This window comes from Prosthecobacter sp., from assembly GCF_020439865.1.
In the GTDB taxonomy this organism is placed as follows: Bacteria; Verrucomicrobiota; Verrucomicrobiia; order Verrucomicrobiales; family Verrucomicrobiaceae; genus Prosthecobacter.
Genome location: NZ_JAGRPF010000202.1, coordinates 1 through 13,172, shown reverse-complemented (window position 1 = coordinate 13,172; position 13,172 = coordinate 1). Strand labels below are relative to the sequence as shown.

8 protein-coding genes are annotated in these 13,172 nt (G+C 58.2%); 5 read left to right on the top strand and 3 right to left on the bottom strand.

Going from position 1 to position 13,172, the window contains the following annotated elements; translation table 11 throughout:
* Nucleotides 1–2: 2 nt before the first annotated feature.
* Nucleotides 3–3,974 (bottom strand): bifunctional serine/threonine-protein kinase/formylglycine-generating enzyme family protein, encoded by a 3,972-nt coding sequence (locus KDL09_RS22050; protein ID WP_294390011.1) that lies wholly within the window; start codon nucleotides 3,972–3,974, stop codon nucleotides 3–5.
* Between the two features lie 371 nt (nucleotides 3,975–4,345).
* On the opposite strand from KDL09_RS22050, the gene KDL09_RS22045 reads away from it, so the two are divergent.
* Nucleotides 4,346–5,863 (top strand): FHA domain-containing protein, encoded by a 1,518-nt coding sequence (locus KDL09_RS22045; protein ID WP_294389993.1) that lies wholly within the window; start codon nucleotides 4,346–4,348, stop codon nucleotides 5,861–5,863.
* A 72-nt stretch (nucleotides 5,864–5,935) separates the two neighbouring features.
* Here the strand turns inward: KDL09_RS22045 and KDL09_RS22040 are convergent, their stop codons facing one another.
* Nucleotides 5,936–9,460, bottom strand: a complete 3,525-nt coding sequence (locus KDL09_RS22040) for a family 16 glycoside hydrolase (RefSeq protein ID WP_294389991.1) — start codon at nucleotides 9,458–9,460, stop codon at nucleotides 5,936–5,938.
* A gap of 201 nt (nucleotides 9,461–9,661) precedes the next feature.
* Between KDL09_RS22040 and KDL09_RS22035 the strand changes: the two genes are divergently transcribed.
* A complete protein-coding gene (locus KDL09_RS22035; RefSeq protein WP_294389989.1) occupies nucleotides 9,662–10,396 on the top strand; it encodes a hypothetical protein in 735 nt (244 codons plus the stop codon).
* A gap of 44 nt (nucleotides 10,397–10,440) precedes the next feature.
* Nucleotides 10,441–11,658, top strand: a complete 1,218-nt coding sequence (locus KDL09_RS22030) for an FHA domain-containing protein (protein WP_294389986.1) — start codon at nucleotides 10,441–10,443, stop codon at nucleotides 11,656–11,658.
* 226 nt (nucleotides 11,659–11,884) lie between these two features.
* Here the strand turns inward: KDL09_RS22030 and KDL09_RS22025 are convergent, their stop codons facing one another.
* Nucleotides 11,885–12,013, bottom strand: coding sequence for a hypothetical protein (locus KDL09_RS22025; protein WP_294389982.1), 129 nt, complete (start codon nucleotides 12,011–12,013; stop codon nucleotides 11,885–11,887).
* Nucleotides 12,014–12,391: 378 nt separating this feature from the next.
* Between KDL09_RS22025 and KDL09_RS22020 the strand changes: the two genes are divergently transcribed.
* Both KDL09_RS22020 and KDL09_RS22015 read left to right on the top strand, forming a co-directional pair.
* The gene (locus tag KDL09_RS22020) at nucleotides 12,392–12,550 is read left to right on the top strand and encodes a hypothetical protein (protein WP_294389979.1); all 159 of its coding nucleotides are present in this window, start codon (nucleotides 12,392–12,394) and stop codon (nucleotides 12,548–12,550) included.
* A gap of 28 nt (nucleotides 12,551–12,578) precedes the next feature.
* Nucleotides 12,579–12,971 carry a DUF3293 domain-containing protein gene (locus tag KDL09_RS22015; RefSeq protein ID WP_294389976.1) on the top strand — a complete coding sequence of 131 codons (393 nt, stop codon included), beginning with the start codon at nucleotides 12,579–12,581 and terminating at the stop codon, nucleotides 12,969–12,971.
* Nucleotides 12,972–13,172: the final 201 nt, after the last annotated feature.

Sequence of the window (13,172 nt, the reverse complement as noted above, 5' to 3'; positions counted from 1 at the left end):
TCCTATGGCAGAATCGGACGGAACAGTACCTCATGAAAACGATACTGGGAGCTCCTGTCTCCATAGATCCACAGACCGAGCCGGTTCGACTTCCACTCGGGAATCACATCCAGGTCGGTCCGATAGTTCCCCTTCCAAACGGCCACCTCTTCGCCATCGATAGCAACAGTGATTCCGGCGGAAGCCCCATTGCTTAAAAAGGTGATCGAGAGGTCGTATCGCCGGCCGTTTTGGATCGCAAAATTTCCCAATTCAATTCCCCCTCTCGCTTTCATCGGTCTCACCAACATGATCTTCGCGTTCGATGTCTCAGCCGCGAACACAATCGAGGTGGCTCCATGACCGGTTGGAATCTTGAAATCGAAGCCTTTGCTTCCCATCTCTCGCGTAAAACTCATCTTCAATTGAAAGTCAGTGACTCCCTCGGTTCCGGGAAACTGAATCTCTCCTGGCCGCTGATTCTGTGGAAACAAGAGTTCGCTGCCATTCTTTTTCCAGATGTTGGTGGCGGCAGGAATCCATTCCCACCGGGAGACATCCTTCACCGGATCCACCGCCGCAATCAGGTCGATCCAGCTTTTGCTTGATGCATTCGCACCCACCGTAGGAGCTTCCTTGTCAGATGTATCGCTCCTCTCGCCCACTTCCAACACCAACTCTGGAGGCAATCCAGACTTCAGGTTGTTGACGACAACGGCATCATTTCCACAGTGAAGTGTCAACTCGATGACACCCTGTTCGAACGGAAGTGCCTGAACATTAAGTGGGATGTCGATCCACCAGTTGATTGGTGCGCCCTTAAACGTTCCAACCTCGGATCCGTCATGGCGAACGGACACGATGTCGCGTGTCGCAGCGAGGCGGATATTGGCTGTGTGAAGACGAAGAGTTGCCGAAATGACGCGGTCCCTTTCGGTTGGCAGCCGCGAGTCTTGAAACGTCCAGTGCAACACTCCCATGGTCTCATTGCTCTCAACATAGTTGTATTTTTCCGACACCGGACGGCCTGCGGGCGCCGGTGCTTTCGAGAGATACTCCTCGTGTGTGGGAGCAAGCCGCAATGGTGATGGACTGGGACCGGCGGGAGCGATCGGCTGGTCCTCTGGCAAATGAGAAGGGTCCGCCTGAAACTGTTTCACCAACTCCGCGTGGTTCTTTCTGCCTGACTCGATCAGAGACGCTTGAAGAGCATCCAGCGCCGGATTGAGCTCCGCCTGAAAATCAGATTCGATCTTGGCCACCTCTTGATCAAAGATCGTCCGCAATCGCTTGAGCGAGTCCGGCACGTTGTCATCGAGCATGGGAAGTGCTGGAAGTGGGGTGACTGTCAGCGTAGTCGGCAGTGTTTCGATCTGAGCAGCAAAGGATTTGGCACGTTCGACAGCCTGGCGGACCGCTTCGACATGGGCGAGTTCCCCTGACTTGATCGCCTCTGCTTCGGCCCGCGCGAGTGCGTTTTGATACTTGCCCGTCAGATCCGAGAGCTTTCCATGGCGTCGCTTTTGCTGCGTGGCGACGAGCGCCGAAAGTTCAGGGATGTCGCGGGTGCTGACCGTGTCTTGGGCAGACGAGGAGTTTGAGTCTGCACCTGGAGGAATGCGGATCTCGAAGGAATGAAACTCGACGACCCCCCTGTGGGCATTCAGTCCCAGACTGACTGGATGGAAGCTGCTTACCCCATTTGGCTGCGAAATCATTCCCCAGTCTTCCGGAGCCCAGTCATAAACCTTTTTGCCATCGATCTTCGCCTCAATCCCCGTACTATTGACCGTGATCATTAGTTCATGTTCGACACCATCCCCCGCCTTAAAGGCTTTCGGCTGCGAACTGATCGACTCCAATCGTGATCCCTCTTTACCCATCAGACATATCTTCCCCGCCCAGTCATAGAGGAAGAACTGCATCCCTCCAGTCTTCACCGGGAGATAGAAACCGATGCCATGACTGCTCTGAGCCAGAAAGCGAATCCTTGCCGTGTATTCATCCAAAGGTTCCGAAGGAATGCAGAAGAAAGCGCCGAAGGAAACCTCAGTGCAGGAAATCCCTCGATCACCCATCTCCCAATTACCGCGCGTGGTGGGGGTAACATTTCTCAACAACCCAAGCACATCCTGCCACTCTCCATTGGCCACGAGACCGTCGATGCGTGTTGCCTTGGCACTTGGTGAGCTGGCGGTGTCCGCTGCCACGACGATGCGGAAGCCATAACCTGGATTTCGTTGGCCAGGAACTTTTTGATATCTAAGGGATGATTGCAAGTGGACACGCTTATCCACCCCCCACGACCCACCTCTAAGCACTCGGAATCGATGTGTGGCATCAGACCAGTCCTCACACCATTCGAACACGTTTCCGCCCATATCGTACAACCCAAGGGAATTGGGTGAAAACTGCATGACGGGAGCGGTGGTGGGAAAACCGTCAACATAACCGCTGATATCTGTAATCTTTCCATTCCGACTTGCATCTCCGTAATTGCCGACTCGATCTGTCGTTCTCGGCGGAAACTGTGAACCCCACGGAAACATCGTGGTCTCCTTTCCGTCCAAATCGGCCGGCGTTGAACCGCCGTCACGACTCTCCACATCCCCTAAACCCACCGCAATGCTCCACTCCCGGTCGGTGGGCAGCCGATAGGATTTGTTTTCCTTCTGACTCAACCATTTGCAGAATCTCTGAGCGTCTTCCCAATTCACGTTCACAACGGGGTGATCGGTCGGCCTGTTCGTGATCTTGTGTTTTTCGGCAATTTGGTTCTTCCAAGTCTCATCAACGCCTGCCGAGTCCGCCGCATAGGCGGCGTAGTCGTTGTAGCGCGTCTCGTGGATGCAGAACAGCACGTCCGTGCCGGGCACGGGGACAAACTTCATTCCCAAGGTGTTCGTGAACGGAGCCTCCTTTGTGGGCTCAGGGGTTGGAATCGAGGCGACTCTTGCTTGTGGCGTGTCTGGCTCCGCCGGAGGCGGTAGAGACGAGGGGTCGTCTGGTGCGGACTCTGCCGCCGCCTGCTTCAAACTCCGATCTTGTGGACCGCTAAGAAACATTGCCGCGCCGATGCCGATGACCACGATCCCCACCACGGCCCAGACGAGCCATGCGTTCGATGATCGCGGCTTGGAAGCCTGCGCCTTTGCGCCTGGCTGCGATGGACGCTGAGGCTGCCCACCGGAGCGCTGCGGTCGCGCGTGGGTCGGTAGCGCGGCGGGAGTTGCTTCGGCTTTCTCCTCCACCTTGATCACCGGCTGGGTGAGGATGCCGTCGAGGTCGCGCCGCATTTCGCCGATGCTTGGATAGCGCGCGTCGCGGTCCTCCCGCAGCGCCTTGGCGATGATGTCGTCGTAGCGCGGATCAAGGCCGGGCACGAGCAGGCTCGGCAGCTCAAACATGCCCTGCGGAAGTTTGCCAGTGAGCATTTGGTAAAGCATCACGCCAACCGCGTAGATGTCGGCGCGATGATCCACCGCGCTGCCGAGCATGAGGGATTCCGGCGCCATGTAGTGCAGGGTGCCCATGGCCATGCCGCTCTGCGTGAGGCCGAGGGTCTGACCGTCGGTGCTGACCTTCGCCAGACCGAAATCCGCGACCTGCACGACGCCATCGTAGCCGACCATGATGTTGGCCGGTTTGATGTCGCGATGGATGATGCCGCGCTCATGTGCGTAGGCGAGGGCATCGCAGACATGAGCGGTGATCGCCATGGCGTGATCGGTGTGCAGGCGCCCCTTTTGCGCGATCATCTTGGCCACGTCGGTGCCATCGACGTATTCCATGACGATGTAGAGCAGGCCGTCCGTCGCGGTGCCGAAGTCATAGACGCCGACGATGCCCGGATGCTTGAGCTTGCCGAGGGCGCGTGCCTCGTTTTTGAAGCGTTCGGCGAAGCCTTGATCGCTCTCGTCGAGCGTGGCGGAGAGAATCTTGATGGCAACAGGGCGGTCGAGTGACTTCTGCGTCCCTTTGTAAACCGCGCCCATGCCGCCCCGGCCCAGCATCTTCACGATCTCGTAGTCAGGCAGCAGCCTGCCAAGTTCCTCCGCTGTCGGCGGCACCCAGGGGCCGGAGGGTTTGCTGCCTTCATTCGTGCCGAGCAGTTCGCGCCCCAGCGCACTGAGATTGGCGTCGTTTTCCGGGGTAGAAGGGTCGGTGCTCATGAGGTTCTAACAAAGACTAATGAAAGCAGGGCGGGCGGTTACAGGGAAAGTGAAAAAAAACATCAAATCACCGTGTCTGCCTCAGTTCAGACGGTCCATGCCGGTTGGTCAGCCTTGCGAGGTCACTGCCACTTGGTGGCTGACAGGGTTTCAAACCGGGGTTAGGTGCGCGGCCGAGTCCAACCGCATCCGTCATGAGGCCAGCCGCTTATCGCATCCGCCGGGTTTTTCCCCTTCTTGCCCTGCTTTCCACAGCCGCCGCCCTGACCTCTGATTCCTGGGGGCAGGAGGTGCGGGTTTCAGCCTCGGACTTGAAGATCGAGGGTGTCGACGGGAAGAAGAAGATTCGCGTAAGCCTGAGGCTCGCAGACGCTGCAACGGTGAGCGTCGCTGCAGCCAAGCTCCAGACGGTTTCGGGCGAAACAGTGCTGCCGGTCACATGGAAGGCCTTTGATTCACTTCAGCCGGCAAATTGCGCGTGGCTGGTCGTGGTGGACAACAGCAATCCGGCCCGGCAGCGGACAATTGCGGCGTGCGCCGACGAAACGCGCACCTTCCTCAAGCTCCTGCCAAAGGGTGACGCGGTGATGATCGCCAGCCTGGCCAGGGATCTGGTGGTCGTTGCGCCATTTGGATCAACCTCTTCACAACAGGAGGCGGCCCTCGCCGGAATGAAGGCGGACGGAGACGCTTCGTTGACGACGCTGATTTTTCAAAACGTCAAACATGCGCTGGGCGATCATCTGGCGAGGCGCGATGAGACGCGTCGCTGCGTGGTTCTGCTCACGGACGGCAAGGACGAGACACCCGGAGGACCGCTGCGAGTCACGGAACGGCGTAATGAGCTGATCGCCGAAGCCAAGAGGCTTGGTGTCGCCGTCCACACGCTTGGATTCGCGGAGAAAGCAACGGAGGCCAACTACTTCGCCGATCTCAAGGAGCTGTCCGTTCAAACGGATGGCGTGCATCTGCCGGCGGACGTCACCTCGAGGCGACTGCCAGACGACACCTGGCCGACGTTGATCGGCGCGATGCACAGCGGAGGCACGGCGGTGCTGGACGTGTCGTCATTGATCGAAGCTGCGCCCGTGAAACTGGAACTGACGAGTGAGTCCGGCAGGAAGGCGAGTGTGGCGATTCCGAGCGACGTGGTGGAGCGGGTTCTGCATGTCGATCCACCTCCGGCACTCGCATTGCAATCTACCGAGCCGCAATCGGAGGATATGTCTCCGATGATGCCCCTTTGGGGATGGGGAGTGGTGGGCGTGGTCTTGCTGGCAGTGATCGCTCTCGCCTCCCGCCGCAATAAGACTGGCACCGTCGTTGATACGAACAAGCGAGCCTCACCCGTTCGTGAGGAACCTGTGGCGGCACCAAAGAAGCCGACACCTCAACCAAGTGCGTCCGTGGTCGAAAACACCTCCGTCCCGCCCGCTTATCTGGAGTTGGTCGATGGCAAAAAGACCCGTCATACCGTGATGGCCAAAGGTGTGAAAATCGGCAGCGGGAAACACAACGACATCGTGCTCAAGGACGACAGCGTGTCCGAGACTCACTGCCTGATCACAATGACTAATGGCGAATGGACGATCGCGGACCTCGAATCCGCCAACGGGCTGCGCGTGAACGGCACCTACTACCATCAGGCATCGTTGAATCCGGGAGACGAGATCGAGCTTGGCGAGGTGAAAATGCGGTTTGTCGCCGAATAAAAGGGGACAATCGAGCCCGTTGCGCGACCCAGTTCATACATCGCATTGTTGCGGAGAATGGAAATGGCCGGATCACGGCAGTTCTTTGATCTGTGCATTCCTGAAGTCGACTGGCCCTTTCATGCCACAGAACACAATGTGACCACGTTTTTTGGAGAGATCGAGCCGGTGCCTACGTGAACCTTCCGGTACGGGATCTCCGGTGGGAAGTTCCTGGTCGATGACGGTGATGTTGTTGATGATAACTGTGAGCCGAGTGCCCTCCATGCGGATTTCATGGGTGTTCCATGTCATAGGCGCACCCATCGGCTTCGCCTTTGGCGAGATGAAGTACGTCAACGCTCCATGAGACTGCCAGGGCTTGCCGGTCGTGTAGGTGGGGGAGAGATCATCAAGCAGTTGAATCTCAAACCCCGTATGGGCGAGGTGCTTGTAAGGGCCCTTGTTGTCCGCACACCACACTCCGATGCCGTTGTTGGATCCTGACGAAAGACGTAGGTCGAACTTGAGATGGAAGTTGCCGTATTCTTTTGGCGAGATGAGATCGCCGCCGTTGACGGTGCTGGTAAGAATACCGTTGACGAGGCGGTAGCCGGCAACATCACCTTTCCAGCCGGAGAGAGAGTTGTTGGTGAAAAGGGGCGCCCAGCCGGTGTCGACAGATTGAGCCGGCTTGGGCGGACTGCCCGATTGCTGATCCTCCAGTTCATACTGAACCAGCAGCACAGGGCGTGCGTGGCCCACTCCCTCAGGATCAAACGCTTGATAGCCAAATTTCGTGTCTCCGACCCGGTCGAGCTGAATTCTAAAGAAGCCGCGGGTTGGGTCTTTGTCCCAGGCGATGTAGTCAGTGACCTTCACACCGTCATCCCATTGCACAGCTCCATCCTGCGCTCGGCTCATCCCCAATGTCAAATAGTCGGTCTGGTGTTTCCGTGCCATGGATTTGGCGAATGAGCTGATCTTCAGGAAGTCATCGCGAGAATGGAAAATGGGCAGCCTGCCGCCGAGCTGCTTTGCGAGTTGGGGCGCGGCTTTCGGGTCGGGGCCTTGTGGCCCCTTTTTTGGGAAGACCGCGTACAGAAACTTGCTGGTCGCGAAAAAGTCGGATGCGCCGGCATTGCTCAACTGCTGTTGGAGGATGGCGAGATCATTCCGTGGCTTGTTGCCAGCCAGCGCTGCGGCCTGGTTCTGCATCGTTCGGGCGAGGTTCTGGCTCGCCGGAGACAGCGTATCCATCGCAATAGGCGTGAGTTTCCCTGCGACGGCTAGGGTCACACTGGAGCCTTCGAGGCGGACGAAGAACGCCTGTAGGGAACGACCTTTGGTGTCGGTCCAAGTGGGGGCAGCTGCGGCTGGCGCGGACTGTTGCCGCTCATACACGATCTCGGTGCTCTTTCCGTCCGGCCAGTTGGCCGTGCCTTTGAGGATGGCGGAAGCTGTGGTTGATGACGGTGGTGTCAGGAGGAATTTGAAGCGGCTGTTCCAATCCACTTCCAGAACACCGCTCTTAAACTGCCATGTGCCACGAACGGTGGTGTTGTCGCCTGTCCATAAGGCCGAGCCATCGGCGGAAAGGTCCATCAGATAGGCGTCTCCCGGCCGGTCCATGTTCGTGCGAGTCCACCGGCCGAGGATGAGCTTTGTATCGGGGGCGGTGCCGGATTTTGAATCCTTCAGCAACCGAAGCTGGATGTCCCGGAACCAGACATTTCCTTTCCACGACTCGAGGCCGATAGTCCCGGCTCCCATCCGGGCGAGAGCTGCCTTGGCAGGTGGATTCCAGTTGTCCGGCTGAGTCCACTTATTCACCTGTTTGCCATCCACAAAGGACGTCACCGTTTTGTTTTGAACCAGCACCCTCAACTCGAACCACACGCCGTCAGCGACGGGGGAGTGGTCCAACGGCAGGAGATGCACGATGCTGCCCGTTCGTTGTTGATCGAAACCGTTGTCGATTTGAACTTGGAGGGATAGATCGGCTTCCCTGGTGCTCTGGATCCCAACCGGGAGGTGAAACCACAGGCCGGAGTTCCCCCTGTTCCCCGTCTTCACCTTCATGCGTAACTCAAAATCACTAAAAGCCTCCGGTACACCACCGGATCCCGTATAGACAAGGTCCGCCCTGACGCCCCCCGTCATGATGCTGCCTTGATCGACTGCAAAACCGCGCGGGTTTCCAATGATTCTCCAGCCGCTCAGGTCTTTGCCATTGAAGAGTGAGACGAAGTCAGTGGCGGCAGGCTCTTCAGCAGACGGTTGCGTTGGAACAGCTGGAACCATCGCAGGCGCAACCGTCGCAGGTGGAACAGTGGCAGATGGAACAGTGGCAGGTGGAACAGTGGCAGGTGGAACAGTGGCAGATGGAACGGTCGTTGTAGCAGTCTTCTCGGAGACTACTGAACTCTGGGTCGTGTTGGGGCCTGTCGGCAAAGCCGTTTCTGTCACTGGCTGATTAGGTATGCCAAAATTGACCCATGCCACACCACCGAGCACCGCCAGCACCAGCGCCGTCATCCAAAGCCAGGCGAGACTGCTACGAGGCGTCTCGTGTGGGATCGCGTGCGCACCGGTCGATCTTGGTGGAGCTGGTTGCCGTGTGCCGGGACGTTGCGGGCGGGCATTCGTCGGCAGCATGGCGCCTTGCGCAGGTGCATCGGCGGCTGCGGGCTCCACCTTGATCACGGGTTGGGTAAGAATGCCATCCAAGCTGGTGCGCATTTCGCCGATCTCCTGGTAGCGTGCGTCGCGGTCTTCCATCATCGCCTTCGCGATGATGCTGTCATAGCGTGGATCAAGCCCCGGCACCTGCAAGGAAGGCATCGTAAACATGCCGTGAGGCACCTTGCCCGTGAGCATCTGGTAGAGCATGACACCGACCGCATAGATGTCGGCACGATGATCCACCGCCGTACCGAGCATCAAAGCCTCCGGGGCCATGTAGTGCAGCGTGCCCATCGCCATGCCACTCTGCGTGAGGCCGAGGGTTTCGCCGCTCTTCCCATGCACTTTGGCCAGACCAAAGTCCGCCACCTTCACGATGCCATCGTAGCCTACCATGATGTTCGCCGGCTTGATGTCGCGGTGGATGATGCCGCGCTCGTGCGCGTAGGCCAGAGCGTCACAAACATGCGCGGTGATCGCCATCGCGTGATCGGTGTGCAGGCGCCCCTTCGCCGCGATCATCCTGGCCACGTCGGTGCCATCGACGTACTCCATGACGATGTAGAGCAGGCCTCCAGGCGCTTCACCAAAGTCGTAAACAGAAACGATGCCGGGGTGGTTGAGCTTGGCCATGGCCTTGGCCTCGTTTTTGAAGCGCTCAGTAAAGCCCCTGTCGCTCTCCTCCAACGCGGCGGAGAGAATCTTAATCGCCACGGGCCGGTCCAGCGCCGTTTGGGTGCCCATGTACACCGCGCCCATGCCGCCACGCCCGAGCATTTTAAGAATGTCATAGCCCGGGAGGAACTTCTGCAGTTCCTCCGCCGTCGGCGGCACCCAGGGGCCGGAGGGCTTGCTGCCTCCCGTGTGGAGTAACTCGCGGCCCAGCGCACTGAGGTTCGCGTCGTTTTCTGGAATCGGTGAGTCAGGGTTCATGGCGTTCTACCCGGAACTAATGAAAGCAGAGCGGGAGGTTACAGGGCGTCGGTGAAAAAGATGAAATTCTTTTTTCCTATGAACCGGTAGGAAAGCAGAACCGAGACCGGTGGGCGAGCCTGAATCCGGTAAAGTCTGTGTCAATCCAGGGTCGATTTCTGCAACGAGGCTGGCATGGTGGCTTCTCTGCCAAGCATCCTGATGCCTCCTCGATCCACAATTAACGCAAGCCCTTTCCCAACCACACGTTGGAGTCAGGTGATGGTGGCCGGACAGGATCACAGCGCGGCGAATCTGGCGCTCAATGATCTCTGCCGAAAATACTGGCGGCCCATCTACGCCTTCGCCCGGCATCGCGGCTGCACACCGCATGATGCTGAGGATGTCACGCAGGGGTATTTTGCGAAGCTGCTGGAGCGTGACTATATTCAGCGTGCTCATCAAAATCGCGGGCGCTTCCGCGCCTTTTTGGTTCACGACTTCAAATACTTCCTGTCAAACCACGAGGGAAAGGCAAGGGCGGAGAAACGCGGTGGCAACGCCTCCTTTATTCCCTTGGACGTGGCATGGGCGGAATCGCGGCATGAGCCTGCGGATCCAGTTGCGGTGGATGCCGAGGCCTACTTCGACCGCCAGTGGGCTCTGGAGATCGTGCGGCATGCCAAGGCTGACGTGGCGGCGGACTATGATCAACAGGGGAAGAAGGCACTGTTTGACTCTTTGCAGTCAGGCTTGGTCAGTACACCGGATGCAGCAACCTATGCGGTTTGGGAGGGGAGGCTCGGAATAAACACCAACGCTCTCAAGACCGCCCTCAGCCGCTTGCGAGACCGTTTCCGATCGGCTCTGGAGGCGCAGATCCTCGAAACCGTCGCCAACGAGGAGGACTTGAAAGCCGAGATGCGCCACCTCCGTCAGGCTCTCGCGCAAGCGTAGTCTGTGGCTTGAACTGTTGATTCTCCCGCAGTAAACAAACGGACATGTCACAGAAAGAAAACATCGCCGCTTCTTGGGATGACATGGAGTGGGGAGAACCGGAGCCCGGGCCCGCGTCTGCACCCGTCGCAAGACCTGCTTCTTCGTTCATTGAAATCACTCCGCCCCAAAAAGCAGCCGCAACTTCCGCACCGGCTGCCGTCGTCGATTCGCAATTGGAGCAGGAGCGGCTCAAGATCGAATTGGAGCGCGTGAGGATGGAGTCGGAGATGGCGCGGATGAAGGCCGAACTGTTGGAGCAGCAGCGCAGGCTCGAAGCGCAACAGGCAAAGGTGGTGGAAGTGCCCCGGACCCGCCCTCTGGAGCAGGATCCCTCCGCCGTTTATCCGCCGCCAGCGTCGGCTGCGGTTGTTTTCAATCCTAAAAGCCTCGCCACGCTGACACTGTCCGTCGAAGGAGGCAATGATGCCATCGTGACTGTAAAAGATCCTTTCACTGTGGGCAGGAACAAGGGCAACGACCTCATCATCCGCGACCTGCATGTCTCAGGTCAGCACGCTAAGTTCGCCGCTCGCCGGGATGGCGTGTTTGAGATCGTGGACCTTAATTCCAGCGGCGGCACCTTCGTCAATGGTGAACGAATTGAACGTTGCGCTCTTCAGAATGGTGACAAGATAGAGTTTGCTACTGTCACAGCGGTCTTTCGCTACGTCGCAGGCGGACAGCTTGATTCAGATGACGATTTCGAGGGCACCTTGGTGCAGGCGAAGGCTGATGTGGCGCGTAAATTGGCGTCGGTCGCGAAATCTCCATTGCACGGTTTGCTCAGTGTCTTGAATTCTGACGAGCAGAGTTGGGTCGTGCCTGTGGGCGGACAGGTGACCATCGGCCGCCAGCCTGGCAATGATTTCGTCATCGCCGAAGAGCACATCTCCGGTCGTCACGCGCGTCTTGCAGGCGACGGGGGGGGGAAATTTGAGATTTTCGATATTGGTTCGAGTTGCGGCACTTTCGTCAACGGCGTCCAAGTTGAACATTGGGTGCTAAAATCAGGCGACCGCATACGCTTCGGCATCGTGGACTGTGTGTTCATGATTATCGATCCGTTCGGTGGCGCAAATGTGGTCGAGAGGCCCCCTTTGAGGGGGGGGGAGAGCCACTTGCCGCAGGTCGAGGACTCAGGCGTCGGACCTCTACCGGAGCCGAAGCCCGCGCTGCGCGGCGGTCAGCAGAGCCCGCTGATTCGAAGAACGGGGAATTGAAATGGAGTGGCCAAAACTTGGTTCAAGTTGGAATGGTCGGCAGGGGTCTCAGTGACAGGGAACTTGCAAGTGAACCGACTGTCGTTGGAATTCAAAGCTAATTCAAATGTGTTGGTGCTGATCGGCCAATCTCCGCAAGGCAACATCACCTAACTCTGGAACCTAGGCCACACTTAGGACATGCCCGCCGATTCATTTGAAGGACGCTTCACCGGCCTGCTCCCACCTAGCCCGTGGACGACAAGACCCGCCAGATGGGCACGGCGCTGCTTGAGGCGATGGGTGTGAAGGTGATGCCATTGAAGGGCAGGCTCTGCCCATCCTCGTCCTCACGGGTTGCGATCGCGACGGTCATGCCGCCACGGCAACTGTGCTCGCCGACGCCGAAGGCAACGCCCCGGCCACTTGGATCACCGCTTGTGATCTGTAACCACGCGATCCCGCCTGTATCCGCAGGCGGGATCGTTACTCCTGAATCCTCATTCCCTGACCTCGATGCCGGGATGGCGTGAAGAACTTTTTTTAGCTATGCTTGCCCGGTGGTTGCGAGATCATCCGTCTCAAGTTTACGGTCCATACTACAGGGTCTGGTCAGAATGTGGCTGTCTCGCCGCACAACGTTTTGGTTTTTCCTGCTGCTGGATAATGGGGCTATCCGGAGAGTTGCGTGAAAAATTGCACATCCCCCAGCGAATGTCCGACCCGGAAAGGTATGGGTAACAAATCATCAGCCATGACACGAAATGCCCGCGAATTCATCCGCTCCACCACAACCCTGCTTGATCACATTCTTGCCACGCTCACGCAGGAGGAGCAGCACGACCTGCTTGATGCCTTGGCAGGCGAGATCGAGGAACGCCTGGAGGCTTTGGTTGAGACCGTGGAGCCGTGAGTCAAACTTGAAACCTGCTGCCACCCCAATGACCCCAGTCTATTTCGATACACGATTCAAGCTCGGTCTGCCGTTGTCGGAGTTACCCGACTCGTTCGCGATCATTACCGCCTATGCCACCACGGGGGAAGTGTGGACGGGTGAGGACAACCATGCCGCCAGCGATGCTCTCCGTGCGGAGCTGGAACAAGGTGGAAAACTCATCGGAACAATTACCGGATACTCGCCTGCGACCCAGCATGCGGAGCCTGGATATGCTGCTGCTCTAGAATTCGAGGAGGCGTGCAAGATGGGGGTCCGATTCAAGCAGGACGCCATCTACTTCGTGAGCAGTGGCACGTTGTTTGTCAGCCATTGCGATCACCGCCGCAGCCTAAAACCCGTCGCCCAGTTCGCGAAGAGAGTTGACCCGTCCGGCTGACATGAAGTTCTACGCCTCATGAATCAGTTAAGGTTTCCCACGACGAACTTGCCAGGGGCGAGCCGGCGCTCTCCATCCCACCGGTAAGACACCATGGTGCCTTCTCGTGCCGCGCTGAAATCAAGGCAGGCGAGGTTGTGACGCAACGGTGCTTTCTCACGGCTGGCTGGCATCCAGTAATGGCCGAAGAACACGGGTGGT

Bases quoted from the DNA above. Each gene is read 5' to 3' on its own strand.
- KDL09_RS22045 (WP_294389993.1), top strand. From the start codon at position 4,346: ATGAGGCCAGCCGCTTATCGCATCCGCCGGGTTTTTCCCCTTCTTGCC.
- KDL09_RS22035 (WP_294389989.1), top strand. From the start codon at position 9,662: ATGCCTCCTCGATCCACAATTAACGCAAGCCCTTTCCCAACCACACGT.
- KDL09_RS22030 (WP_294389986.1), top strand. From the start codon at position 10,441: ATGTCACAGAAAGAAAACATCGCCGCTTCTTGGGATGACATGGAGTGG.
- KDL09_RS22025 (WP_294389982.1), bottom strand. From the start codon at position 12,013: ATGACCGTCGCGATCGCAACCCGTGAGGACGAGGATGGGCAGAGCCTG.
- KDL09_RS22040 (WP_294389991.1), bottom strand. From the start codon at position 9,460: ATGAACCCTGACTCACCGATTCCAGAAAACGACGCGAACCTCAGTGCG.
- KDL09_RS22050 (WP_294390011.1), bottom strand. From the start codon at position 3,974: ATGGGCGCGGTTTACAAAGGGACGCAGAAGTCACTCGACCGCCCTGTT.
- KDL09_RS22015 (WP_294389976.1), top strand. From the start codon at position 12,579: ATGACCCCAGTCTATTTCGATACACGATTCAAGCTCGGTCTGCCGTTG.
- KDL09_RS22020 (WP_294389979.1), top strand. From the start codon at position 12,392: ATGACACGAAATGCCCGCGAATTCATCCGCTCCACCACAACCCTGCTT.